At 55.0% G+C, this 22,094-nt stretch carries 26 protein-coding genes and 1 tRNA gene; 11 read left to right on the top strand and 16 right to left on the bottom strand.

Annotation, left to right across the window (positions count from 1 at the left end):
• Positions 1 to 26 precede the first annotated feature (26 nt).
• Complete coding sequence (locus AOB54_08095; GenBank protein ID WVN41432.1) at positions 27 to 1,448, top strand: 3-deoxy-D-manno-octulosonic acid transferase; 1,422 nt, start codon at positions 27 to 29, stop codon at positions 1,446 to 1,448.
• Here the strand turns inward: AOB54_08095 and AOB54_08090 are convergent.
• Genes AOB54_08090 through AOB54_08080 form a run of 3 tightly spaced genes read right to left on the bottom strand, consistent with a single transcriptional unit; the run spans position 1,426 to position 4,183 of the window.
• Complete coding sequence (locus AOB54_08090; GenBank protein ID WVN41431.1) at positions 1,426 to 2,796, bottom strand: TolC family outer membrane protein; 1,371 nt, start codon at positions 2,794 to 2,796, stop codon at positions 1,426 to 1,428. The genes AOB54_08095 and AOB54_08090 overlap by 23 nt on opposite strands.
• On the bottom strand, positions 2,765 to 3,457 hold the full coding sequence (locus tag AOB54_08085) for a protein-L-isoaspartate O-methyltransferase (protein ID WVN41430.1): 693 nt from the start codon (positions 3,455 to 3,457) through the stop codon (positions 2,765 to 2,767). The genes AOB54_08090 and AOB54_08085 overlap by 32 nt, the downstream gene beginning before the upstream one ends.
• A gap of 42 nt (positions 3,458 to 3,499) precedes the next feature.
• Positions 3,500 to 4,183: a TetR/AcrR family transcriptional regulator gene (locus AOB54_08080; protein ID WVN41429.1), complete on the bottom strand. Its 684-nt coding sequence runs from the start codon at positions 4,181 to 4,183 to the stop codon at positions 3,500 to 3,502.
• A gap of 87 nt (positions 4,184 to 4,270) precedes the next feature.
• Between AOB54_08080 and AOB54_08075 the strand changes: the two genes are divergently transcribed.
• Positions 4,271 to 5,140, top strand: coding sequence for an undecaprenyl-diphosphate phosphatase (locus AOB54_08075; GenBank protein WVN41428.1), 870 nt, complete (start codon positions 4,271 to 4,273; stop codon positions 5,138 to 5,140).
• Here the strand turns inward: AOB54_08075 and trmB are convergent.
• Entirely contained in the window at positions 5,128 to 5,808 is a 681-nt protein-coding gene (gene trmB / locus AOB54_08070; protein ID WVN41427.1) for a tRNA (guanosine(46)-N7)-methyltransferase TrmB, read from the bottom strand. The genes AOB54_08075 and trmB overlap by 13 nt on opposite strands.
• Positions 5,809 to 5,964: 156 nt before the next feature.
• Between trmB and AOB54_08065 the strand changes: the two genes are divergently transcribed.
• Positions 5,965 to 6,246, top strand: coding sequence for an HU family DNA-binding protein (locus AOB54_08065; protein WVN41426.1), 282 nt, complete (start codon positions 5,965 to 5,967; stop codon positions 6,244 to 6,246).
• Positions 6,247 to 6,333: 87 nt separating this feature from the next.
• Complete coding sequence (nadB, locus tag AOB54_08060) at positions 6,334 to 7,941, top strand: L-aspartate oxidase (GenBank protein WVN41425.1); 1,608 nt, start codon at positions 6,334 to 6,336, stop codon at positions 7,939 to 7,941.
• On the opposite strand, the gene nadC is transcribed toward nadB, so the two are convergent.
• The 3 genes from nadC to AOB54_08045 all read right to left on the bottom strand — a co-directional run bounded on the left by nadC (position 7,893) and on the right by AOB54_08045 (position 9,983).
• The gene (gene nadC, locus AOB54_08055) at positions 7,893 to 8,777 is read right to left on the bottom strand and encodes a carboxylating nicotinate-nucleotide diphosphorylase (GenBank protein ID WVN41424.1); all 885 of its coding nucleotides are present in this window, start codon (positions 8,775 to 8,777) and stop codon (positions 7,893 to 7,895) included. The genes nadB and nadC overlap by 49 nt on opposite strands.
• A 6-nt stretch (positions 8,778 to 8,783) precedes the next feature.
• Complete coding sequence (nadA, locus tag AOB54_08050; GenBank protein WVN41423.1) at positions 8,784 to 9,890, bottom strand: quinolinate synthase NadA; 1,107 nt, start codon at positions 9,888 to 9,890, stop codon at positions 8,784 to 8,786.
• Positions 9,891 to 9,909: 19 nt separating this feature from the next.
• A tRNA-Gly gene (locus AOB54_08045) sits at positions 9,910 to 9,983 on the bottom strand.
• Positions 9,984 to 10,102: 119 nt separating this feature from the next.
• Here AOB54_08045 and AOB54_08040 point away from each other — a divergent pair.
• Positions 10,103 to 10,456 (top strand): hypothetical protein, encoded by a 354-nt coding sequence (locus tag AOB54_08040; protein WVN41422.1) that lies wholly within the window; start codon positions 10,103 to 10,105, stop codon positions 10,454 to 10,456.
• Between the two features lie 83 nt (positions 10,457 to 10,539).
• Positions 10,540 to 11,118, top strand: coding sequence for a hypothetical protein (locus AOB54_08035; protein ID WVN41421.1), 579 nt, complete (start codon positions 10,540 to 10,542; stop codon positions 11,116 to 11,118).
• 41 nt (positions 11,119 to 11,159) lie between these two features.
• On the opposite strand, the gene AOB54_08030 is transcribed toward AOB54_08035, so the two are convergent.
• The 5 genes from AOB54_08030 to AOB54_08010 form a co-directional block, all read right to left on the bottom strand.
• Complete coding sequence (locus AOB54_08030) at positions 11,160 to 12,719, bottom strand: glucose-6-phosphate isomerase (GenBank protein ID WVN41420.1); 1,560 nt, start codon at positions 12,717 to 12,719, stop codon at positions 11,160 to 11,162.
• 44 nt (positions 12,720 to 12,763) lie between these two features.
• Positions 12,764 to 13,198, bottom strand: a complete 435-nt coding sequence (locus AOB54_08025) for a hypothetical protein (GenBank protein ID WVN41419.1) — start codon at positions 13,196 to 13,198, stop codon at positions 12,764 to 12,766.
• Between the two features lie 10 nt (positions 13,199 to 13,208).
• A complete protein-coding gene (locus AOB54_08020; GenBank protein ID WVN41418.1) occupies positions 13,209 to 13,655 on the bottom strand; it encodes a hypothetical protein in 447 nt (148 codons plus the stop codon).
• A gap of 68 nt (positions 13,656 to 13,723) precedes the next feature.
• Complete coding sequence (locus tag AOB54_08015; GenBank protein WVN41417.1) at positions 13,724 to 14,653, bottom strand: RodZ domain-containing protein; 930 nt, start codon at positions 14,651 to 14,653, stop codon at positions 13,724 to 13,726.
• Positions 14,654 to 14,806: 153 nt separating this feature from the next.
• The gene (locus tag AOB54_08010; protein WVN41416.1) at positions 14,807 to 15,880 is read right to left on the bottom strand and encodes an extracellular solute-binding protein; all 1,074 of its coding nucleotides are present in this window, start codon (positions 15,878 to 15,880) and stop codon (positions 14,807 to 14,809) included.
• A 356-nt stretch (positions 15,881 to 16,236) separates the two neighbouring features.
• Here AOB54_08010 and pufB point away from each other — a divergent pair, with 356 nt between their 5' ends.
• The 3 genes from pufB (at position 16,237) to AOB54_07995 (ending at position 18,143) form a co-directional block, all read left to right on the top strand.
• Complete coding sequence (pufB, locus tag AOB54_08005; GenBank protein WVN41415.1) at positions 16,237 to 16,389, top strand: light-harvesting antenna LH1, beta subunit; 153 nt, start codon at positions 16,237 to 16,239, stop codon at positions 16,387 to 16,389.
• A 12-nt stretch (positions 16,390 to 16,401) separates the two neighbouring features.
• Positions 16,402 to 16,599 carry a light-harvesting protein gene (locus AOB54_08000; GenBank protein WVN41414.1) on the top strand — a complete coding sequence of 66 codons (198 nt, stop codon included), beginning with the start codon at positions 16,402 to 16,404 and terminating at the stop codon, positions 16,597 to 16,599.
• 131 nt (positions 16,600 to 16,730) lie between these two features.
• On the top strand, positions 16,731 to 18,143 hold the full coding sequence (locus AOB54_07995) for a PucC family protein (GenBank protein WVN41413.1): 1,413 nt from the start codon (positions 16,731 to 16,733) through the stop codon (positions 18,141 to 18,143).
• A 350-nt stretch (positions 18,144 to 18,493) separates the two neighbouring features.
• Here the strand turns inward: AOB54_07995 and AOB54_07990 are convergent, their stop codons facing one another.
• Positions 18,494 to 18,889, bottom strand: coding sequence for a prepilin-type N-terminal cleavage/methylation domain-containing protein (locus AOB54_07990; GenBank protein WVN41412.1), 396 nt, complete (start codon positions 18,887 to 18,889; stop codon positions 18,494 to 18,496).
• Positions 18,890 to 18,980: 91 nt separating this feature from the next.
• On the opposite strand from AOB54_07990, the gene AOB54_07985 reads away from it, so the two are divergent.
• A complete protein-coding gene (locus AOB54_07985; protein WVN41411.1) occupies positions 18,981 to 20,249 on the top strand; it encodes an FAD-binding oxidoreductase in 1,269 nt (422 codons plus the stop codon).
• Positions 20,250 to 20,289: 40 nt separating this feature from the next.
• Here AOB54_07985 and AOB54_07980 read toward each other — a convergent pair whose 3' ends face one another.
• Positions 20,290 to 20,664, bottom strand: coding sequence for a hypothetical protein (locus AOB54_07980; GenBank protein ID WVN41410.1), 375 nt, complete (start codon positions 20,662 to 20,664; stop codon positions 20,290 to 20,292).
• Positions 20,665 to 20,766: 102 nt separating this feature from the next.
• Here AOB54_07980 and AOB54_07975 point away from each other — a divergent pair, with 102 nt between their 5' ends.
• Complete coding sequence (locus tag AOB54_07975) at positions 20,767 to 20,985, top strand: DUF1289 domain-containing protein (GenBank protein ID WVN41409.1); 219 nt, start codon at positions 20,767 to 20,769, stop codon at positions 20,983 to 20,985.
• 42 nt (positions 20,986 to 21,027) lie between these two features.
• Here the strand turns inward: AOB54_07975 and AOB54_07970 are convergent, their stop codons facing one another.
• Both AOB54_07970 and can read right to left on the bottom strand, forming a co-directional pair.
• Positions 21,028 to 21,384: a c-type cytochrome gene (locus AOB54_07970; protein WVN41408.1), complete on the bottom strand. Its 357-nt coding sequence runs from the start codon at positions 21,382 to 21,384 to the stop codon at positions 21,028 to 21,030.
• A 34-nt stretch (positions 21,385 to 21,418) separates the two neighbouring features.
• The gene (can, locus tag AOB54_07965; protein WVN41407.1) at positions 21,419 to 22,087 is read right to left on the bottom strand and encodes a carbonate dehydratase; all 669 of its coding nucleotides are present in this window, start codon (positions 22,085 to 22,087) and stop codon (positions 21,419 to 21,421) included.
• Between the last annotated feature and the right edge of the window lie 7 nt (positions 22,088 to 22,094).

Below are 22,094 nucleotides of genomic sequence, written 5' to 3'. Positions count from 1 at the left end.
CAGCGCCCAAGCTTACCAATACACTTATGGCAGATCACATCATCCAAGATTCTGAAACCCTGATTGAAAAGGCAGCAAGGGCGCTCTACAGCATTTTTGGAATCAGTCTGTTGCCGCTGTTGGTGGCACATCTGCTGTGGCGTGGCATCAAGCAGCCCGATTACCTGCAGTACTGGGCCGAACGGTTTTTTGGCATGTCGGTGCAACGCAGTCCCCGTGGTCCACAGACATCAACCGCATTTCCCACCAATGCCGGGCTTTCGGTCATGTGGATTCATGCCGTCTCGGTGGGGGAGACGCGGGCTGCTGCGCCATTGATTGAACAGTGGCTCGCCAAGGGGGATGCCCATCGTGTGGTCTTAACCCACACCACGCCCACAGGCCGTGAGACAGGGCAGAACTTGTTTACCAGGTGGCTGACCATGGATACGCCCCGTGTGGTGCAGCGTTATTTGCCTTATGACCTGATCTGGGCCAACGCCATGTTTTTGGCATGGGCGCAGCCCACGCTTGGCGTGTTGATGGAAACCGAACTCTGGCCAAACTTGTTGGCCCAGGCCAGACGCCGCAGTATTCCCGTGGTCTTGATCAATGCACGGTTATCGCCACGATCAGCAAAACGATTGCAACAATTTCGTTGGCTTTCACGGCCTGCGATTGCGCATCTAACAGGCATTGCGGCGCAGACACAGGCCGACGCCCAAGGCTTTCTGGCTGCCTGCAGCAGTGCAGGATTGAAGAACACTGCAGGCGTTGCACCAATGGTGCGCATGGAAGTCGTTGGCAACATGAAATTCGATATCGATGTGCCCCAGCCGATGCGTGACCTTGGAAACCAGTGGCGTGGGATGTCGGGGCGCCGGTTCATTTGGCTAGCGGCCAGCACCCGAGATGATGAAGAAACCCAGATTGCGCAGTCTTGGCAGAAGGCCCGCGGTGATGGCCGCTTAAGTGCAGAGCATCTTCTGGTGGTTGTGCCTCGGCACCCGCAGCGATTTAATCGTGTCGTGCGTCTGCTGGAGTCTGCGGGGCTGACTGTGCAACGCCGCTCCAGTTGGAATCCACATCAGGCCTGCGATGTCCTGGTGGGGGATTCGCTTGGGGAGATGTTTGCCTATCTGCAAATGTCAGACCTGGTCTTCATGGGGGGCAGCCTGCCAGCGCTTGGCGGGCAAAACCCCGTAGAGGCCTGTGCTGTTGGCCGGCCAGTATTTTTTGGCCCCAACATGTTTAATTTTCATCAGATTGCACGGGCATTACGGGCCTGCGGTGCCGGTAAAGAGGTCCGATCCACTGATGAGTGGATTGATCAGGGCTGTCAGTTACTGAACGATGCAGCTGCTTATGCGGCGGCCCGCCAGGCGGCCCAGGACTTTGCCCAGGCCCACCGGGGTGCCACCCTTCGGACCGCCAAGTTTTTAGAAACTATTTTGCAAGCAGGCCGTTGATGTCATCGATATCGGCTTCGCCCAGTGCGCCAACCGCAGCCTTAAGTTTTAAGCTGTTGATCAGCGTGTCGTAGCGGGCCTTTGACAGGTCTTTTTGGGTTGTATAGAGCTGTTGTTGCGCATTGAGCACATCGATATTGATACGCACACCCACTTCGTAACCCAAAAGATTGGACTCCAACGCAAGACGGCTAGATTTTTCCGCTGCTTCAAACGCTTTCACCTGCGCCAAGCCGGCCAACACATTGAGAAACGATGTGCGGGCACTCTGCTCAGCAGTGCGGCGTTCATTTTCCAAATCAAAACTGGATTTGTCCCGCAGGGCAATGACCTCTTTGGCTTTGTTGTAGGCAATGCCGCCGTTGAACAATGGCAGGGTCATTTCGACGGCGATCGTATCGGTATCCGCCCTGTCGTAGGGCGTGCTTCCGGATCTGTAAGGATCCACACGGACCCGTTTGGCGACCAAATCGATGGACGGCAGATTGTCGGCCGAGATCGTGCGGGTGACTTCTTGTCGCGCAATTTCCGCAGTGGACTGGGCCGCCTGAACCTTCAGATTGGCAGAGCGGGCCTGCTCAACCCAGCGGTCTATATTCAGGGGCTCTGGCATTTTGATGGTGACTTCATCCCGCAGGCCCGACAAAGACTTGGGCAGGGGCTTGCCCACTAGCTGTTCTAGCGAGTTGCGTTTGACGTTAAGGTCATTCTGGGCAACGCTCAGTTTGGCGGTGGCCAAATCAAAGCGGGCCTGGGCCTCTTGCTGGTCGGTGATGGTGGCGGTGCCCACTTCGAAATTGCGTTTGGCAGACTCTAATTGTTCCCCAATCGCCTTGAGTTCTGATTGGGCGCTGGTCAGTGTGTCTTGGGCCACCAGCACATCAAAGTAAGCCTGTGTGACACGCAGCAGGGCATCAATGCGGGCCTGGGCGAAGTTGGCCTCGCCCGCTTTAGATTCTTCCCGCTTTTGATTAAAGCTTGCAATGCGGTCTAAACGGAAAAGCGGCTGTGTGAGCGTCAGGCTGTAGGTGTTGCCGTAACGACCCGAGTAGTCCTTGATCGCTGGGCTTGCGTTATTGGCATCAGAAGACGCATTGAAATCGGTCCGCGTGCGATTCGCCCCAAGTGACGCAGAAGGCAACAGCAGACCAAGGCCCTGCCCAAACCGGGTGGCATCCGCTTCGGCTTTTTTACGGGCCGCCAAAAAGGTGGCATCAAACTGCAAGGCTTCGCGTGCGGCCGTGGACAGGTCCATGCCAAACGACATGACCGGCAGGCCTGAAAAGCCAGCAACAACGGCAATGGCGATCAGTGAGTTAGAACTTGAAATGCGAAATTTTTGGGGCATCTTCGAGTAGCTTGGTCAGTGTTTCAAAAAGTACTGTGGACCGCAGACCATTGGTAGACGATGCAAGACCACTGCCGACCCGTTCAATCAGGACGGCCTGCATCACTGGTGCCTGGCCCACGATCGCCACCAGCCGGCCACCTGGATTGAGCCTTGCCAGCAAATGGTTTGGGATCTGTTCCACGGCCCCAGAAATCACCACCGCATCGAACCCGACATGGGCCCAGCGGGGGTTTTCCTCCAGACCGTTGGCCTGCACCACTTCGACATTCGAAATACCGGCCTGGTTCAGGTTTTCCTGCGCCATAGCGGCAAGCTGTTCGTATTTTTCGATCGTCAGGACCTTGCCCGACTGGCGGGCCAGCAGGGCGGCCATGAATCCCGAGCCGGTGCCAATCTCTAGCACCTGGTCGTCGGGGCTGAGATTCAGTTCCTGAAGCAATCGGGCCTCGACCTTGGGGGCCAGCATGACCTGGTGCTCCGGCAGAGGCACCTCCATGTCGACAAAGGCAAGATGCCGATGTGTCTTGGGGACAAAATCTTCACGGTGGATCTCGGCGAGTAACTCCAGGACATTGGGGTCCAGGACGTTCCAGGGCCGTATTTGTTGCTCGATCATCTTGGATCGGGCGTTTTCAATAGATGAAAATTCAGGGCTCATTGCAAGACTCCAGCGAGACCCTGAGTCTAGCATTGACGGGCTTTAAGCCGGGCTGGGGCGGGTTCCCCGGACAATCATGTCGATGGCCTCTTGGACAAAGAGCTCTTCGTTAAATGGGGGCTCGACATGGGCCAGGAGCGCCTGCCGCCAGATGGACAGCCAGGCCAGTGGCGCAAGCATTGCCTTGGCCCGTTCGCGTGAGACCGGCCCCTGGACTTCGCCCCGTTCCACGCCACGCTGCAGCAGGGCTTCTAAATGGGTGTGAATGGGACCCATGACCTCCCGGAGATAGGCCTGGGCCAGATTGGGGAAGTTGTTAGATTCTGCAAGCACTACCCTGGCAATCAGGTAGAGCTTGGATTCCAAAAATTGATTCCACCCCCAATTGAGAAAATTTCTCAAGACCTGTTCGGTGGGTTCCTCATCATTGATTGTTTGGCTGGCAATGGCCTCAAGCCATGGCGTCACACGATCTTGCACCACGGCCTCGAACAAATCCTGTTTACTGGCGAAGTAGAGATAGACCGTGCCTTTTGAAATGCCCGCTTTAGCGGCCACATCGTCGAGCCGGGTTTGTGCGTAACCAAATTCAGCAAACAGTGCCAAGGCCGCATCAATGACTTCTTGCGGGCGGGCATCTTTGCGGCGTTTCCAACGCGGCCCCTGACGAATATTTTTCGGCGCCGTGTGATTGACGTTTGATTCGTGCGGATCAGTGGGTTGCATCGCAGATATTTTAATCAGAGTGCATAATGCCGCAGTGCCTATTTTGCCCCCCAATTCATAATGGAAATCCTTGAGTTACTTCGCGACATGCCTGTGATGCTAAAGGCGTTACTCATGGGTATTGTCGAGGGCTTGACCGAGTTTTTGCCAATCTCTTCAACGGGCCATCTGATTCTGTTTGGCGCATTCATTGGCTTTGATGATGCCCGTGCCAAAGTCTTTGATATTGCAATTCAGACAGGCGCCATGGTGGCAGTGGTCTGGCATTATCGGTCGCGTTTTCTTGGCCTGGTGCACCCGCAGGCCTGGGGCTTTGTTGGCCGCCTTTCCGATTTGTTTGCTGGGCAAGCAGCCCGTCGTCATTTGCTCAACGACAAATCGTGGCAATTCGTTCGACACCTATTGATTGCATTTTTGCCTGCCGCAGTGTTGGGTCTTTTATTCGGCGGGTGGATCAAGTTTTATCTGTTTTCACCGGTACCGGTGGCGATTGTCTTGATCCTGGGTGGGTTTGTGATTTTGTGGGTCGAGCATTGGACTGCGGCCAGACCATCCCGAACCCGCATCCAGCAGGTGGATGAGATGACCAACTGGGATGCCTTCAAGCTGGGGGTGGCCCAGGCGTTTGCCTTGATTCCTGGTACCAGCCGATCCGGTGCCACGATTATTGGCGGCATGGTGTTTGGTCTGTCCCGCAAAGCGGCAACCGAGTTTTCGTTTTTCTTGGCGGTACCAACCCTGGTTGCAGCGGGCGCCTACGATCTATTGAAAAACCGTGAACTCCTGCGGCTTGAGGATATGCCCATGTTTGCGCTGGGACTGGTGTCGGCCTATATCAGCGCATTGATTGTGATTCGTTGGCTAATCGGCTGGGTGAGCCATCACAGCTTTAATGGCTTTGCCATTTATCGGATTGTGTTTGGCTGCCTGGTGTTGGCGTTGGCTTATTTTTTCTGAAACAAAAGATCCGCAACAGGGTTACCAAGGCGCAGGCCACGTGACTCAAATTTGGTAAGTGGTCGCCAGTCGGGTCTTGGCGCATAGCCTTGCGATACTGTGTTTTCCAATTCGGCAGACGCTTGGCACACTTCTAGCATCTGCTGGGCATAGTCAGGCCAATCTGTGGCCATATGCAACACAGCACCAGGTTTTAGTTTTTTGCACAACAGGGCCACAAACCAGGGTTGAATCAGTCGCCGTTTGTGGTGACGTTTTTTGGGCCAGGGGTCCGGGAAATAGATGTGCACCGCATCCAGGCTCTCATTGGCGAGCATGTGGGTCAGAATTTCCACGGCATCATGCTCAATGATGCGGATATTGGTAAGGCCAAGCCGATCAATTCGACCCAAGAGTGCACCAACCCCGGGCTTATAGACTTCGGCCCCCAAGATATTCCAGTCCGGGTGGGCCTGGGCAATCTGTGCGGTGGTCTCGCCCATGCCAAAGCCAATCTCCAATACATTTTTGGCGGTACGGCCAAAAAATTCTTTTAAATCAATTGGTTCGGCCTGATAGGGGATACCCCAAACAGGCAGTAAACGCTCCCGCGTATTGCGTTGCGCATCTGTGATGTGTCCACTTCGCATGACAAAACTACGAATGTGTTCGGGGAATTTATTGAGCATTTTTAATCTGATGCCTTGCGGTTTTGTCTAGGGCGCAGGCGGGAATTCCCTAGGCAGGTGACCCTGAAAAAAGATTAAGTATCGCTTGCTTTCCGAATCGAGACACCTGCTAAACTAGCGAATCGTTCCATTAATTTTAGTGAGTATCCAACCATCATGAATAAAGCAGAACTCGTTGAAGCCGTCGCAAGTGCCACCGACTCATCCAAAGCATCTGTTGATGAAATGTTGAACGCGACCATTGCAGCGGTCATTAAAGCAGTCACAAAGGGCGACACTGTTCAGCTCGTTGGTTTCGGTACATTTGGCTCGGGAAAGCGTGCGGCACGTACTGGCCGTAACCCCCGTACAGGTGAAGCCATTAAAATTGCTGCAGCCAGAACCGTTAAGTTCACTGCAGGAAAAGCATTCAAAGACGCAGTTAACAAGAAGAAGTAATTTTGTTTTAATGCGTTTGAAAGCCCAGGTTATCCTGGGCTTTTTTATTCCTGGATTTTTAAAGCCTTCTTATCGAGATCTGTCCCCATGGCGCTTCCAGTTGTAATCATCGGTGCAGGATTAGCGGGTCTTACTGTTGCATTGCACTTGGCCGAGAACCGTCAGGTGGTGGTGCTTGCCAAGAGAAGCCGCAACGAGTCCGCCACGGCCTGGGCCCAGGGGGGAATTGTGGGCGTGCTGGACAGGGCAGACAGCATCGAGTCGCATGTGCACGACACCATGGAAGCGGGCGCGGGGCTGGTGGTGGAATCGACTGCCCGATGGATCGCCGAGAAAAGCCCCCAGGCCATTGAATGGCTGGTCCAAGAGGGCGTTCCCTTCACGCAAGATCCAACAGGCCCGCTGGGCCTGCATTTGACCCGCGAGGGAGGCCATTCAGTGCGTCGAATCGCCCACGCGGCAGACGCCACCGGCAAGGCCATCCACGACACCTTGCTTGAAAAATGTAAATCTCACCCGAACATCGCCATTCATGAACATTGGATCGCCCTGGACTTGGTGACCAATCGTCATTGCAAAACGGGTGGCCGTGATCGCTGTCATGGCGTTTATGTGTTGGATATCGACCACCAGCGGGTCGAATCGCTTGCCGCCTCAGCTGTGGTGTTGGCCTGTGGTGGGGTTGGCAAGGTCTATCGTTACACCAGTAACCCCGACACATCCACGGGCGACGGCATTGCCATGGCCTGGCGGGCAGGCTGCCGTGTGGGCAATATGGAATTCATACAGTTTCACCCCACCTGTCTTTACCACCCTGAAGATCGGACGTTTCTTATTACCGAGGCCCTTCGCGGTGAGGGCGGTCAGTTGAAAATACCGGGGCTCCCCGCCGATCAGGCCCGCTTCATGTTTCGGCACGATCCGCGCGGCGAGCTGGCCCCGCGTGACATCGTGGCCCGCGCTATCGACTTTGAGATGAAAAAGCACGGTATCGACTATGTGCATCTCGACGCCACTCATTTGGGCGAAGACTTTTTGAAATCGCACTTCCCAACGGTTCATTCCCGTTGTCTGGCCTTGGGCATTGATATTGCCCGGCAGCCCATCCCTGTGGTGCCAGCAGCCCACTACACCTGTGGTGGCGTGGTCACCGATTTGCTGGGGCGTACCGATCTGAGCGGTTTATATGCGGTTGGTGAAACCGCCTACACGGGCCTGCATGGCGCCAATCGACTCGCCAGTAATTCTCTGTTGGAGTGTGTGGTGGTGGGCAGTGGCGCTGCGCAAGACATCTTGGCGTCTGCTCCTGAGCCGGCGGTGTCAATTCCGCCATGGGACGAGAGTCAGGTCGACAATGCCGATGAGCAGGTGGTGATTGCCCACAACTGGGACGAGCTGCGTTTGCTCATGTGGAACTATGTGGGCATTGTGCGCACCACCAAGCGGCTTGAACGTGCCTTGCACCGAATTGAATTACTTCAATCCGAGGTGCAGGAGTATTACTCCAACTTTAAGGTCACCAGTGATTTGTTAGAGCTACGTAACTTGCTGGTCTGTGCTGAGCTGATTGTGCGCTCCGCACTCGATCGTAAAGAGAGCCGTGGCCTGCACTACAGCCGCGACTATCCCGATACCTGGCCAGTGTCTCAGCCGACTATTTTGTCACCGCTGCGTGCCGTCACCCGCAGCGAGTAATCAATCGCCCGAATGTCTTTGGTGATTTGGCCAATTGAAATTCGGTCAACACCGGTCGCGGCAATCTGGCGGATCGACTCCAGGGTGATGCCACCCGATGCTTCGAGAAGGGCTTGGCCGGCATTCACAGCAACGGCCTGACGCATTTGTTCGGTTGAAAAATTATCGATCAGGATGCTGCTGGCCCCGGCGGCCAATGCCTCTTTGAGCTCGTCGATCGACTCCACCTCGATTTGAATTGACACGCCCGCATGCAGGTTCTGGGCCGCCCGCAATGCAGCGGTAATGCCACCTGCGGCCATGATGTGGTTTTCTTTGATCAGGACGCCATCCCAGAGCGCCATGCGCTGATTGGAGCCACCGCCCACTGTGACTGCGTATTTCTGGGCCTGTCTTAGGCCTGGGATTGTCTTGCGGGTGTCGAGCACCACGCACCCTTTCGGGTTAGGGCTTATCCCTGCGATGGCATCCACATACCGACTGGTCTGCGTGGCAGTGGCCGAGAGCAACTGCAAAAAATTCATGGCTGAGCGTTCCGCCGTGAGTAGGGCGCGTGCATTGGCCTCGATGGTGCAGATGATGGTGTCGGCTGTAAGCCGATCACCATCTTTGGCCTGCCAGTGAATCTGGGCTTGCGGATCAAGCGCGGCAACGCAGCCATCAAACCACTCGGTACCACAAAGAATTGCAGATTCACGAACACGAAGCGCAGCACTCGCCACAGTGTCTGGATGAATCAGTAGCGCCGTCCAATCACGGGACCCTAGGTCTTCACGCAGGGCATCTTGGATATTGCGCGAGCGGGCCTGCGCTAGGGTTTCGTTGGTGTCAAACATGACGTGTTATGCCGCGCCAATGTTGGGAACGATGCCCGAGCCAACCGGCTGGGCCTGATGCTGAGTGAAGTCCAGCATGCGTTCAATACAGAGCAAGGCTTTTTGTTGAATTGCTGGGTCGACCTGAATCTCACCGGTGCGCTGTTGCAGGCAGTGCAGCAGGCCGCGCAATCCATTCATGGCCATCCAGGGGCAATGCGCACAGCTTTTGCAGGTTGCGCTGTCGCCGGCGGTGGGTGCCTCGATCAAGACTTTTTGTGGCGCGAGTTGTTGCATGCGATGAAAAAGCCCCTTGTCCGTGGCGACGATAAATTCTTTGGCATCGCTATGAACCACTGCGTTGAGTAGGGCAGATGTGGACCCCACCACGTCGGCCTGGGCCACAACACTTGCTGGCGATTCTGGGTGAACCAGAATCTTGGCATGTGGCCGTTCACGTTTGAGCATGGCGAGTTCTTCGCCTTTGAATTCGTTGTGAACAATGCAATCGCCATTCCACAGCAGCATGTCGGCACCCGTTTGCTCTTGGATGTAGCGGCCAAGATGACGATCCGGTGCCCAGAGAATTTTTTTCCCTTGCGACTTCAAGTGACCCACAATTGATAAGGCGCAAGAGCTGGTCACCATCCAGTCGGCCCTGGCTTTGACCGCTGCGCTGGTGTTGGCGTAGACCACCACCGTGCGATCTGGATGGGCATCACAAAAGGCGTTAAATGCGTCTGCCGGGCAGCCCAAGTCGAGTGAACATGTGGCATCTAAATCTGGCATGAGCACCGTCTTATCGGGGCTGAGAATCTTGGCTGTTTCACCCATAAAGCGCACACCCGCAACCACAATCGTTTTGGCGGGATGCCGGCGCCCGAATCGGGCCATCTCGAGTGAGTCGGCGACAAAACCACCCGACTCAATCGCGATGTCTTGAATGTCCCCGTCCACGTAATAGTGGGCGATCAACACCGCATTCTGTCGGGCGAGTTCTTCTTTGATCTGTTGTTGCAGCGCAAACTTTTCTTTGGCCCCCAATGGCGACTCAACCTTTGCCCAAGCTTGTGAGATACAAGTGGACCCGCTGGCGTTTTGTAGCGTGAAATCAAAAGGTTTTGTGGTCGACATATTTCAAACAAGTATGAATTGGAGCGGGTGAAGGGGATCGAACCCTCGTCTAAAGCTTGGGAAGCTTTCGTTCTGCCATTGAACTACACCCGCGTGATGCGTTGACTGATTCTAGTTTCTAACCTGTATAGAACACGTATTTAAATGAAACTTTTGATAGGATTTCACCACTAACAATCATCCGTATACCGACTGATAAAGTGAAATCAAACATGCCCCCGATGAATGCCTGGTTAAACCTGCGTGAACTGCTTGATGTCGTGAACACCGACACCGACTTCAAGTCCATTGATGACCGAACCCAGCGGCTTCTGGAATGGATTGTCGCCCATTATTCCTCAGAGCGCCCAATGTTTGTCCAAACCATTGTGATGAAGTCTGAAGTTGCCTCGCCGGCGACGATTCACAAGGGCCTGGCCATTCTGGAGCGCGAGGGCCTGATCTCTGTGGTGGTGGACCCAGAGGACACCCGTCGGCGTATCGTGAGCCCCACTGACCGGGCCCGCAAGCTTATGGCCAAACTCTCCCAAAAGGTGAAAGCCTGGGCTGATGAGTTAACGACCTGATGACGTCCTGTTTGCAATAAACCTAATGCCTTTGGTCGGGCCAGTCGACCAAAGGCCGTGCATCATCTTCCTTTCGACCGACTTTGGGTAAAACGCTCGACGACTGGCTGCCAACGCAGCCCCTGCGTTGGACGGCAGCGTTCGCGGCACTCTACGTTGGCCTTTATCACCTCAATCTTCTGATCGCTCCCTTTTTTGATGTCGTTCCCGGTCGGGTGTCGCTGTTGTTTTTGCCGGCGTTTATTCGGGTTGCGGCCATTTTGATTGCAGGACTCGCTGGCCTTGCTGGCGTCGTGATCGGCTCGTTATGGATTAGCTTAGTGGTCTACCAGGAACCATTGGTCACGGCGGTCTGGGTGTCGATCGCTTCTTCTATCGGTATTGCACTGTCGTATCTGGTGTTGCGCTATGCCTATAACGGCAAGGCGCTGGCCTTTTCTTTGCCGGTGTTAATGGTGCTGGCCACTCTGTACTGCGCCTTTAATGCACTGCTTCATGGTTTGGCGTGGGAGCTGCTCGGCCTTGCATCCACCATCACCATGCGGGATCTCGCCCTGATGATGATCGGGGATTTCATGGGCGTGATCGTGATGTTTTCCGTGTTGCGACTGGTGCTTCGCGCAGCCAAGAAATTGGGGTTTCACACTGCCATCGGCCGATAGCGTTCTTTTTCTAGCGCCACAGGTTGTTAACGCTTTTCGGGTTATCGCTGCTTAATCCAGTCAATGATGGACTGGCTTACTGCATCAATTTGATGTGCAATCGGTTGGCCGTTTGGGGTCAAGTGTTTGGTTGAGTCCTCTCGCATGGCTGCAATCGCGGAGCCCGCAATGGCCTTGCCCAGCTCCACCCCCCATTGGTCAAATGGATTCACGCCGGTCAGCGCTGCCAGGCAGATCACGCGGTGTTCCCACATGCAGAGAAAAGCACCGAGACTTCTGGCGTTGAGCCGATCCAGCATAAATAAGTGCACCGGATGGCCGCCCCAGCAGGATTTATTTGGGTCTGAAGATTCGTAGCCCAGAGAGAGCGCCTGCGCCTGTGCAATTAAATTGGCCAGCAGGGCCTGGTGACTCTCGACAGCGTCATGCTCTGGATGAACCGTGCCGATCAGATCCACCGCGACACCCTGCCCACCCTGGTGCAAGAGTTGAAAAAAAGCATGCTGGGCATTGGTGCCAATATCCCCCCAGAGAATTGGGCAGGCCGGCCCCTGGATAGGTCGGCCTTGCTGGTCGGTATGCTTGCCCAGCGACTCCATCCAGAGCTGTTTGAGATAGGGCACAAGCAGCGACAGCCGGCTGTCGTAAGCGGACACCATGAGCGTTGGAATTTTCCGGTGGCGCAGATTGTAAAAATCAGTTGCGGCCAGCACGGCAGGTAAATTTTTCAGCAGGGGCGTATTTAGAAAATGCTGATCCATTTCCAAACCACCTGCTAACACTTCATCAACAACCGCATTGCCAAGGACGGCTCGTGCAGTGAGCGACACGGGCCCCCATAGCGAGTAGCGCCCGCCAATACTCTGATCAAACCAAAACGTCTGGTCTTCCGTAATGCCCCAGCGCAAGGCAAGATCGGTCCGATTCGTAATCGCCACAAATTGCTCTAGTGGATTGGCGATTCCGGCGTCTTTCATCCATTGGTACAGGTGTTGGCTGTTGTGCAGCGTTTCTTGCGTTGTAAACGACTTGCTGACCATGGCGACCAAGGTGGTGTTGGGGTCTAGCTCTGCCAAACAATGCTGTACCGCGTGGTAATCGAGATTGGATAGAAACTTGGCTTGAATTGGGTGGTTCTGCCGGTTGCCGGCAAGTGCATCAATCAATAAGTGGGGGCCGAGATCTGAGCCGCCAATGCCAAGATGAACGATAGTCGTGTAGCCGAGCCCCTTGGCTGAGCGCACTTTCCCTGAGCGCAGGTCTTCTACGAATGCAGCAACGCGCTGGTCTTGCGCAGAGAATCGGGGGAGCAAGTCTTCTTGATCGGGCGCGAAATGCTGGGCCAAGCCCTCTGTGGAGACGCCAGCGTGACGGCCGGCCACCACCAGTCGTAAGGCCCAGTGGCCAACGGCGCGGTTTTCACTGGTGTTGATCTTTTGGCCTGAAAACACCTGGTCTCGTAGCGTGAGAATGCGCTGGCCAGAGGGCTGGCTGACGTCGAGTGTCTGAAGGATTTGGTCATGCTCAGCACTTCCCAAGGATTGACGGGCACGGTGAAGTGCCACTTGGGGGCCAAACAGCCAGGCGTTTGAATCAGGCATTGGGCGATTGTAAGGGGCGGGCATGAATGCCCTGTGACAGCGGGTTAACGCGGGGTGACCGTGATACTTGCCGAAATCCCACCAAAGGGCTGGCCTGTAAATTCCACGAGCGCCGCCCGATCACTTCGTGCAAAGGCCAAAATTGACGTTTTACTTCTGACGAGTGAGATCGGCTGCCAGCCGAGTTTGGTCATGTGTTCCTGAAAGAACTGAAAGGCTTCTGCCTCGGAAATGGGGGAAGTAAAGGCCAGCCTTCCGGTCCAGCCCTTGCCGCTTCCAAGAATGAGTGTGCGACTGTTATCCCATTTGGTGCCGCGCGGGATAGGGAAGTCTTGCAGGTAGACAATCTTGTCGAAATCTTGGCTGCCTTCTGCGGCCTGTACATTGGGGTCTTGCAGGCTGGTGGGTGTCTGGCAGCCAGTCAGGCCAATAGCGAGAAGCGCAGCAACCAGAGCGTAGCGATAGGTGGTTCGGGTCATGGGCGTTACTTTACCGGCGCGCCAGACAGGTCTGCTCGCGGTGCATGGCCAGCTGGGCGGGGTCATTGCCCGTTTCCAGGGCCATCTTGGCGAACTCACGATTCGATTGCAGCCTTTGCATGATGCTGAGCATCACTGGGTGGTCGGATTTCAGGGTCTTCATCTGAGACCGGTAGACCTCGGCATGCTCTTGTTGAAGGGCATCAAGCTGGGCTAAAACCGTTCCAAAACAGGCCTGCCGTTCGGGCTCTGATTTTGTCTGCTGGATGCAGGCCAGTCGACTTTCCGCGGCCCACTGGATCCATGGCTCTGCGAAACGGCGCTCTTCTTGGCAGAACTGGGTGGTCTGGTGGGCGTTAGTGTTGGACTGGCCACGGGTTGACTGGGCATGGCTCATGCCCACCGACATGCCCGTGATGCCGAGAACGACGACGAGCGAAGAAATTTTTGCGCGCATGACCATACATTAGATCTAAATCCCGAATAGCTCAACTCCCTGGGTAGCCGGGCGCCAAGCGCCCCCGGCTAGGGGAGTTGATTCAGGATGACCAGGGCCCGAGAGGGGTTGTCGGCGGTGACAAATCGATTGATATCGACCGCCTTGCCCTTCACCAAGAGCTTGGCCTTGTCGGGCTGCCCAAAAACAATCGCAGCGGTGTTGGCAGCAGTGAACTCGATTTTTTGTCCGGGTTCGATTTTGAGATTGGTTTTTTCCCCGTTTTTTTGCACGATTTGCACCCAGGCGGTGGTTGCCGATTCCAGTCGACTGTCGTTTTGTTCTGGCGCGCTGGGCGGGCTCGCTGCAGGTTTTGTAGTTACGGCGGCGGGCGGATTGGCCGGCGCGCTCGCTGTTTGGCCAGAAGCAACAACCGCTAGCGCAGCGGTAGAAGCGGGTGTGTTGGCTGACGTTGTTGAGGCCGCTTCACTTGCTGCAGTGGTGTTCGATGATGCGTTGGCGGTGTTGTCGGCAGGTGTGGTGTTGACAGACGACTCTTGATCAACGAACAGCGTTATGGCAATGACCGCAACCGCGGCAGCTAATCCGATTGGCTTCCACCGTGAGCGACGAGGTGAATCGACTTGGTTTGGTGGTGGTTGAATCGTGGTTGCGGTTTTTTCCGCTGCTGGCAGGGCCGGTGCTTTGATTACCGGGGCTTCTTCCTGTGGGGCTTGGGTGGTTGCAGCCTCGGTGTCTTCTGGCTCGGGCTTTGCCGCCGGAGCGAACTTTGGAAGTGACACGTTTAAGAAGTGCGCGTAACGCTCTGCGGCCTGATAAAAAAAGTTTGGGCTGTAAAAAGGTTTTAAGTCAGCCGATTCGATCGCTCGAAGTTGTGCTGGTGACAGCGCAATTTGATAGGCGACATCGGAAATGTTTTTGCCTTGATTCTCGCGGGTCGTTTTCAGCAGATCGCCGATGGATTTGGCTTGTTCGGGTGTTGGTTGAACAGCGGTCATATGCGCAGCTTTGGCGTGAATAGAACGAAGCCATACCTTACCTGAAAGCGTGCGCTAGCGAAACGATTTTGGGCTTATTTTTAGCGGTTTAAATCTAATCCGGGCAAGTAAGTGTCAGGATCAAATGAATGCTTTCGGTTTAAAAAATCCTGATTATTTCCACCCCGCCTTGTCCATTAAACGGGCCGCCACTGGCTGGTTTTTTCCAATCTCAGTAATGGCCAGGCGGTCAGATTTAAATTTGCCGAGCTTGGCAAGCTCGGGGTTGTTGATTCTGACTTTGGGAACGGCGGGCCACTCGTTGTTGGCATTGGCCAGCTGTGCCTGGGCCTCATCAGAGGCGAGAAATTCCAAGAACTGTCGTGCGGCCTCGGGGTTTGGTGCGTATCGCGCCACGCCACCACCACTGACGTTGACGTGTGTGCCCGTTGTACTCTGGTTCGGCCAGACCACGCCGAGCTTTGCAGCGCTATCTCTCTCGTCCGCTTTTGTGGATTTCAGCATGCGCACAAAGTAATAAGAGTTGGTCAGCGCAACGGCGCACTCTCCGCTGATCACGCCCTTGATTTGATCGGTGTCGCCGCCACGTGGCGTGCGTGCCAGATTTTCAACAACGGCTTTTGCCCATGCTTGGGCCTTGGCTTCGCCTTCATGCGCAATGCGTGACGACAAGAGCGACAACATATACGGGTGTGTGCCCGAGCGGCTGCAGACCATGCCTTTGAGTTCTGGCTTGGCAAGGTCTTCATAGTTGCGGATTTGTTCGGGTTTTAGTTTTGCTTTGTCGTACACCATGATCCGTGCGCGTGTTGTAAATCCAAACCACATGTCATCGGCCTGCATTTCTTTTGGCAGCGCATTTCGAAGAATCTGTGATTGAACTTTCTGGAACAGCCCCTCGGACTGCGCCTTCCACAGTCTTGCCGCATCTGCCAGCAGGATGACGTCGGCAGGCGATGCCTTTCCTTCGCTTTTCAAGCGCTCAAGAATCGCCTCGTCGCCTGCTTGGATCTGGTTAATTTTGATGCCGGTTTTTTTCGTGAAGGCGGCATAGAGCTCGTTGTCGCTTGAGTAGTGGCGCGCCGAATAGAGATTCAACTCTTTGTTTTGGGCGTGGCCATTGGACGCCTGGCCAAAAAAGAAAAAGGGGGCTGCCAGCGTTGAGAGCATGCCAACGCCGATGAGTCGGCGAAACCGTGCGTTGCGTTTGGGGGTTGATGTCGTCATGGTTGGTGGTCCTATTGGGAAACCCTGGGGGCGGCCGCTATTTTTGTTAAGTGAACTTCTCCAATGCCCAAATCTTAATACGAATGATTTTCGTTTGCAATTTTGAAAGAAGATTCAAAAAAGAATCGGCAGAGCACCGAACCCTAGACAAAACAAGGCTTGCCGCCGAATTTGGGCCAATTACGTGCATTGGCGCCACACTGTCTACGTCAACATGTCACTTTTTTTTGACATATAAATGTGTAAGCGTAGAATTACACCCACAGGCAGTACGGAAATCATTTGTGGCTGCAGTTGCCACCAATAACCCTCGTGCGGGTTGAGCACGAAAGGCGGTCTTTCAAAGGAGAACAACTATGGCAGACCCAAATAAAGTATGGCCCACAGGCCTTACCGAAGCCGAATCAGAAGAGATTCACCGCAATCTGATTCAAGGCACACAAATCTTCGGGATGATTGCTGTCCTGGCGCATTTGTTGGCCTACATCTACTCACCCTGGTTGAAGTAAAAGGAGCCAATCATGATTTACGGAAAATTGTGGTGCGTAGTAAAACCTTCGGTTGGTATTCCTCTCTTCCTGAGTGCCGTAGCCATTGCTTCATTTGCTGTTCACGTTGCATTAGTGATGAACACCACCTGGATCAAGGACTATCACCAGGGCGCAGCTGGCAAAGTCGCAGCGCCAGCAGCAGCTGCAGCAGCACCCGCGAAGAAGTAATTAGGTGTTGTTCAAGTGGGTTCCGAAGTCATTCGGCTTTGGGACCCTTTTTTATTTCAAGATTCAGAATTAATACGTCTGTGGCTATTCGACGTGTTGTTTCCAATTGCATTTCTTAGAATGCAGCTACCGTGAATCGCTTTAGCAAAACGTTGATCAACTCCTTGGCCGCCTATGGGGCCAGGTTTTTGCCGTTTGCTGACGCCGCCAGCCCTGACCTGCCCTTGTCTCGGCTGTTGCGACTCTCGCTTTTTCAGGTCTCGGTTGGCATGGCCATGGTTTTGTTGATTGGCACACTGAACCGCGTCATGATCGTTGAGCTCAAGGTACCAGCGACCATCGTGGCAGCTATGGTGGCCCTGCCGCTTGTCTTTGCGCCGTTTCGCGCCCTGATTGGTTTTAAGTCAGATGTGCATCGGTGCGAGCTCGGCTGGCGCCGTGTTCCCTATATCTGGATGGGCACCATGCTGCAGTTTGGTGGGTTTGCCGTCATGCCATTTGCGCTATTGGTATTGGCGGGGGCGGGTCACGCGGCAGATGCGCCAGCCTGGATTGGCCAATTGGGCGCAGCGATTGCTTTCTTGCTGGTGGGCGCTGGCATGCACACCACGCAGACCGTTGGGCTGGCCTTGGCTACTGACCTGGCGCCACCAGAATCACAGCCCAAGGTGGTGGGTCTGATGTACGTCATGCTGTTGGTGGGCATGATCGCCAGTGCCTTTATTTTTGGTGTCCTGCTCGAAGACTACAGTCCTGGCCGTCTGGTCCAGGTCATCCAGGGGGCGGCATTGACCACCATGGTGCTCAACGTGATTGCCCTGTGGAAGCAAGAATCGCGTGATCGGAATCGGAAACGATCCCCAATCCCGGACCCGACATTTCAAGAGTCCTGGGCAAGCTTTTCAAAGGGCGGTGCGGCCATTCGTCGGCTGGTCGCCGTGGGCCTGGGCACGGCTGCTTTTACGATGGAAGATGTGCTGCTCGAGCCTTACGGCGGTGAAATCCTAAATCTCAGCGTCAGCTCCACCACTTTTCTAACCGCCACATTGGCCACAGGCAGCCTGTTCGGATTTGCCCTGGCCTCCAAGATACTGAGCAAGGGCGCCGATCCATTTCGAATGGCCAGCATTGGCACTCTTGTAGGGATACCGGCCTTTCTGGCGGTGATTATTGCTGCGCCCATGCAATCCCCCATGGTCTTCGGTTTTGGCACTTTTTTAATCGGTTTTGGTGGCGGCTTGTTTGGCCATGGCACCTTAACCGCCACGATGCAGTTTGCCCCCAAGGATCAGGTGGGCCTGGCGCTGGGGGCTTGGGGCGCCGTGCAGGCAACCGCAGCGGGCGTGGCCATGGCGCTGGGGGGCATGATTCGCGACTTGGTCGTGATGCTGGGATCACCTGAGCTCTTGGGATTGGGCTTTGCGGGCCCGGCAAGTGGCTACGTGGTGGTCTATTTCATTGAACTTGTGCTGATGATTGTTACCATCGTGGTTATGGCGCCGCTCGTGCGGCGAGATGGCTCAAACATCTTGGCACGGGCATAGTTTTTTACAACAAGAAAGGTCGGATATCACAATGGCACCCTGGCAAGTAATCTTGGTCGTTTGGTTTGTTGTGGCAATTATTTTGGTGGCCAACCACTTTAATCGCGGCGGTAAATAAAGTTTGATCTAGTGCAAACAAAGTTTTGTTTGCAGAAGATAAGCTTTGACTTCCGTTGTTGTACGGCGCTTGATTCGCTCCCCCGAATCAAATGTCATGGCGGAAAAAAGCCCCGTTTATCGGGGCTTTTGCTTTTTTAGGCCGGCTCAAATCCAGGGGGCTATGCCCCGGCTGGCCGATCCATTCGTTTCTAACCAAAACGCGCTGTGATCGACCGCGTTGTCGCTAAACGTTAAATTGCCGGGCCTGGGATTGCGAAGGTCGCGGTCTCACCGGAAAGGTTTGAGTCACTGATGGTGCAGATGTTATTTACCGGGGGGTCGGTGAACACAATGTTATCGGGCGGTGTTGGTGTGACCTGAGTTTTAAAGCCTGTGCAGGTTGTGATCCTTGTGACGGATGGGTTTAAGGCCCAATTGGCATAGTTCAGACTGGCAGCTGTGCCAAGGTTGGCGGCCAGTGCTTTCAAGGCGGCCTTGCGGGCATTGCCGCTTAAGTCGACAAAGTTGGGCACGGCGATTGCCGACAAGATGCCAATAATCAACACCACAATGATCAGTTCGATCAGGGTAAAGCCCTTGGCCGGACTAGCCTGGCGGAAGGTGCTGCGGCGAATGAGGTGTTGCATGCCAATGACTATCTCGTATTTTTGCCTTTGCAGCAACTTGTTCTGGCTCGGTCAAGCATTGGGTGTTGCCCCGTCCGCATAGAATCACGACATGGTGAATTCTCCGCATGTCGTGATTATTGGCGCCGGAATCGTTGGGGCTGCAAGTGCCTTTCATGCGCTTCGCGCCGGCTTTCGGGTAACTATTTTGGAGCCGGGCGTGCCCGGTAGTCCGCAGGCGTCAAGTTATGGCAATGCTGGCTGGCTGTCGTCTCACTCAGTGATACCGCCAGCATCTCCAGGGGTCTGGAAGCAGGTACCCGGATGGCTGCTCGATCCTTTGGGCCCACTCACGGTGCGCTGGCGTCATCTGCCCAGCGCACTGCCTTGGCTCTCAAAATACCTGGGCGCGGCATGGACTTACGGCCAGATTGAACAAACCGCCAAAGGCCTGCGGGCCATGCTGCGGGATGCGCCCGATCTCCACATGGAAATGGCATCAGCAGCAGGCGTGCCAGAGTTGATTCAGAAAAAAGGCCTGCTCCATGTCTACCCAAGCCGTGATGACTTTGCAAAAGATGCACGGGCCTGGCAGATACGCAAAAACGAGGGGGTGCGTTGGGAGGAATTAGAGAATCAACACTTATGGGCCCATGAGCCGCATCTTGAGCGTCGTTATCACCTGGGGCTTTATGTGCCTGACACCGGCAACTGCATCAATCCGGGTGCCTATGTGCAGGGTCTGATACAACACGTCACGCAGCACGGGGCGAGCCTTCGCCAGACGCAAGCCAGAAGCTTTCGGTTTCAAGACGATCGCCTTCAAGCGGTTCTGACCACCGACGGTGAGATTGCCTGTGATCGTGCAGTGATTGCAGCGGGCGCCCGGGCAAAAGAACTGGCGCTTGCGGCGGGAGACCGTGTCAGCTTAGAAACTGAGCGTGGCTATCATGCGGTGGTTCAGGTGGAAGGCATTGGCCCCCAGACCCCAACCATGTTCATGGACCAAAAAGTGATCGTGACCAGAATGACAACGGGCCTGCGAATCGCTGGCCAGGTTGAAATCGCAGCGTTGGATGACAAGCCCAATTGGCAGCGTGCCGAAATTCTGCGTACCTTGTTGGCCCGGGTCTATCCGGAATTGGCATCGATTTTGTCGGCAGACCAGATTGAGGTCTGGATGGGCCGCCGGCCCAGCACGCCGGATGGGCTGCCTTGTATTGGCCGCGCTCACGCATCTCCCGATGTGATTCATGCCTATGGCCACGGCCATGTGGGGTTGGCGGGCTCGGCACGCACCGGCCGTGTGGTGGCCCAGCTGCTGACAGATCAGCCCCCCGAAATCAATCTAATGCCTTACTCGCCGCAGCGATTTCGTTAATTATTCATGCGCTGACAGATCAGCGGCGTTATTTTTGCGATCAGGCCTTGTGGCTAAAAAATAGCCGAGCTGCGTTAGAAAGATGGGCAAGACAGACAAAGCCCGCTGCCCGCAGGAACATGGCTTCGTTCGGTGTGAGATTGAGTTGTGTAATGGCCGGGTGTGGGGCCTGTGTCAGGCTCGCCAACAGCTGCAAGACTACAACTGCAGCGCCCACAGCAAGCAAAAATGACCGATAGGGCACAAACCACAGTCCAAGCACAATCGCGGTCACGATGCTGATCGGCTGCAGAGTCAGCCCAATGGCCGCACCGATTGCTGTTCCGATTTCTGGCCGATCAGTCGTGATGCCAAAGACCAGCAGGCAGATGATTGCCGCCAAAATGGTTATGTGGGGAGTAAGTTTATTGGCCATGGAGCAGGGGTTTGTCCGGCGACAGAAATAGGGGCATTGATGGTCTTGGGCCGCTAGAATACCGCGAGACCTCTGACAGACGCATGGCCCAGAACATCCAACATGTCTTCACACGATAGCCGACCGGATACGCCCTGCATTGCAATATGTTCCACGACCAATGGCGACGACATATGCAAGGGCTGCGGCCGCACATTTGAAGAGGTAACCAACTGGGTCATCATGACCAACGAAGAGAAGGCGGTTGTCTGGGATCGTATTGAGCGCGAAAGAACCGCTCTTCGCTACACCACTTATCAAGAGCGGGCATTAAAACGTTAGCGCCCCAGAGTGTTCTCGCTCCAGAGCGAAAACCCTCTGCCACTATCGGCTCAACAGCCACTTCACGACGGCCCGAATCTCGGCCTCATCTTTTGTTTTGAGCGGGTCGTGATCCACTTCCTTGCCCTTGACTTCTGCCTTGGTCTTGGTGGTCACCCGTTTGTAAAACCGCTCTTCCTTGTTGGCCCGTTTGCGCACGTCTTCGGCTAGCTCTTTAAACGACGGGGCATCTTTGGCCTTGTTTTCAAGCTCGGAATGGCATTTAAAACAGTTGCTCTTTTTCAAGATGCCGCGAATGTCATCGTCGGTAAAGGCTTGGCTGCTTTGTGGGTGCAAGGCCGCCGCCAACCCGAAGATCAGCGCCGCCGCGTGGAAAAAGAATCGAATGTGTTGGGCCATATGGGCGTTACTCCCGCTGAGTCGTAGTAGGGCTTTAGGAGGCAGACCGCTGGGTCATTGCTGCCGCATAACGTGATGCCAAGTCGTCGTTATTGGCGATGCTGACATCTAAGTCGCGCACCAGGCCATCTTTTAAGCCATAGACCCAGCCATGAACGGTCAGGGGCTGGCCCCGGTCCCAGGCATCTTGCACGCTGGTGGTCTGGCAGACATTGACCACCTGCTCAATGACATTCAGTTCGCACAAGGCGTCGTGGCGTTCATTGGCGTTAATGATTTTTCCCAAATAGGCACCGTGCTTGTCGTCAACATCGCGAATATGGCGGATCCAGTTGTCGGCAAGCCCAACCCGCCCTTTATCAAGGGCCACCCGAACGCCGGAGCAGCCGTAGTGTCCGACCACAATGATGTGTTTTACACGCAATAAATCAATCGCGAATTGAATCACCGACAAGGCGTTTAAGTCGGTATGAATCACCAGGTTGGCAATGTTGCGGTGGACAAAGAGTTCGCCGGGGGCAAGGCCCACAATTTCATTGGCGGGCACACGTGAGTCGGCGCAGCCAATCCACAGGTATTCGGGGCTTTGCTGGTTGGCAAGTTTTTGAAAAAACTCGGGGTCTTGGGCGCTAACGTCGCGGGCCCATGCCTTGTTTTTTTCGATGAGATCGTTAATTGCGGTCAAGTGACTTGGTGAGGACATGTGGTGA

Origin of the sequence: beta proteobacterium MWH-UniP1 (assembly GCA_036362785.1) — a bacterium.
Classification (GTDB): Bacteria; Pseudomonadota; Gammaproteobacteria; order Burkholderiales; family Burkholderiaceae_A; genus Lacustribacter.
This window is presented reverse-complemented; position numbering and strand designations above follow the sequence as displayed.

Bases quoted from the DNA above. Each gene is read 5' to 3' on its own strand.
- can (WVN41407.1), bottom strand. From the start codon at position 22,087: ATGTCCTCACCAAGTCACTTGACCGCAATTAACGATCTCATCGAAAAA.
- AOB54_08040 (WVN41422.1), top strand. From the start codon at position 10,103: ATGCCCCCGATGAATGCCTGGTTAAACCTGCGTGAACTGCTTGATGTC.
- nadA (WVN41423.1), bottom strand. From the start codon at position 9,890: ATGTCGACCACAAAACCTTTTGATTTCACGCTACAAAACGCCAGCGGG.
- AOB54_07975 (WVN41409.1), top strand. From the start codon at position 20,767: ATGTCTTCACACGATAGCCGACCGGATACGCCCTGCATTGCAATATGT.
- pufB (WVN41415.1), top strand. From the start codon at position 16,237: ATGGCAGACCCAAATAAAGTATGGCCCACAGGCCTTACCGAAGCCGAA.
- AOB54_08010 (WVN41416.1), bottom strand. From the start codon at position 15,880: ATGACGACATCAACCCCCAAACGCAACGCACGGTTTCGCCGACTCATC.
- AOB54_08015 (WVN41417.1), bottom strand. From the start codon at position 14,653: ATGACCGCTGTTCAACCAACACCCGAACAAGCCAAATCCATCGGCGAT.
- AOB54_08090 (WVN41431.1), bottom strand. From the start codon at position 2,796: ATGCCCCAAAAATTTCGCATTTCAAGTTCTAACTCACTGATCGCCATT.
- AOB54_07980 (WVN41410.1), bottom strand. From the start codon at position 20,664: ATGGCCAATAAACTTACTCCCCACATAACCATTTTGGCGGCAATCATC.
- AOB54_08075 (WVN41428.1), top strand. From the start codon at position 4,271: ATGCCTGTGATGCTAAAGGCGTTACTCATGGGTATTGTCGAGGGCTTG.
- AOB54_08020 (WVN41418.1), bottom strand. From the start codon at position 13,655: ATGCGCGCAAAAATTTCTTCGCTCGTCGTCGTTCTCGGCATCACGGGC.
- AOB54_08080 (WVN41429.1), bottom strand. From the start codon at position 4,183: ATGCAACCCACTGATCCGCACGAATCAAACGTCAATCACACGGCGCCG.
- nadB (WVN41425.1), top strand. From the start codon at position 6,334: ATGGCGCTTCCAGTTGTAATCATCGGTGCAGGATTAGCGGGTCTTACT.
- AOB54_08000 (WVN41414.1), top strand. From the start codon at position 16,402: ATGATTTACGGAAAATTGTGGTGCGTAGTAAAACCTTCGGTTGGTATT.
- AOB54_08030 (WVN41420.1), bottom strand. From the start codon at position 12,719: ATGCCTGATTCAAACGCCTGGCTGTTTGGCCCCCAAGTGGCACTTCAC.
- AOB54_07970 (WVN41408.1), bottom strand. From the start codon at position 21,384: ATGGCCCAACACATTCGATTCTTTTTCCACGCGGCGGCGCTGATCTTC.
- AOB54_07985 (WVN41411.1), top strand. From the start codon at position 18,981: ATGGTGAATTCTCCGCATGTCGTGATTATTGGCGCCGGAATCGTTGGG.
- trmB (WVN41427.1), bottom strand. From the start codon at position 5,808: ATGCTCAATAAATTCCCCGAACACATTCGTAGTTTTGTCATGCGAAGT.
- AOB54_08085 (WVN41430.1), bottom strand. From the start codon at position 3,457: ATGAGCCCTGAATTTTCATCTATTGAAAACGCCCGATCCAAGATGATC.
- nadC (WVN41424.1), bottom strand. From the start codon at position 8,777: ATGTTTGACACCAACGAAACCCTAGCGCAGGCCCGCTCGCGCAATATC.
- AOB54_08025 (WVN41419.1), bottom strand. From the start codon at position 13,198: ATGACCCGAACCACCTATCGCTACGCTCTGGTTGCTGCGCTTCTCGCT.
- AOB54_08095 (WVN41432.1), top strand. From the start codon at position 27: ATGGCAGATCACATCATCCAAGATTCTGAAACCCTGATTGAAAAGGCA.
- AOB54_07990 (WVN41412.1), bottom strand. From the start codon at position 18,889: ATGCAACACCTCATTCGCCGCAGCACCTTCCGCCAGGCTAGTCCGGCC.
- AOB54_08065 (WVN41426.1), top strand. From the start codon at position 5,965: ATGAATAAAGCAGAACTCGTTGAAGCCGTCGCAAGTGCCACCGACTCA.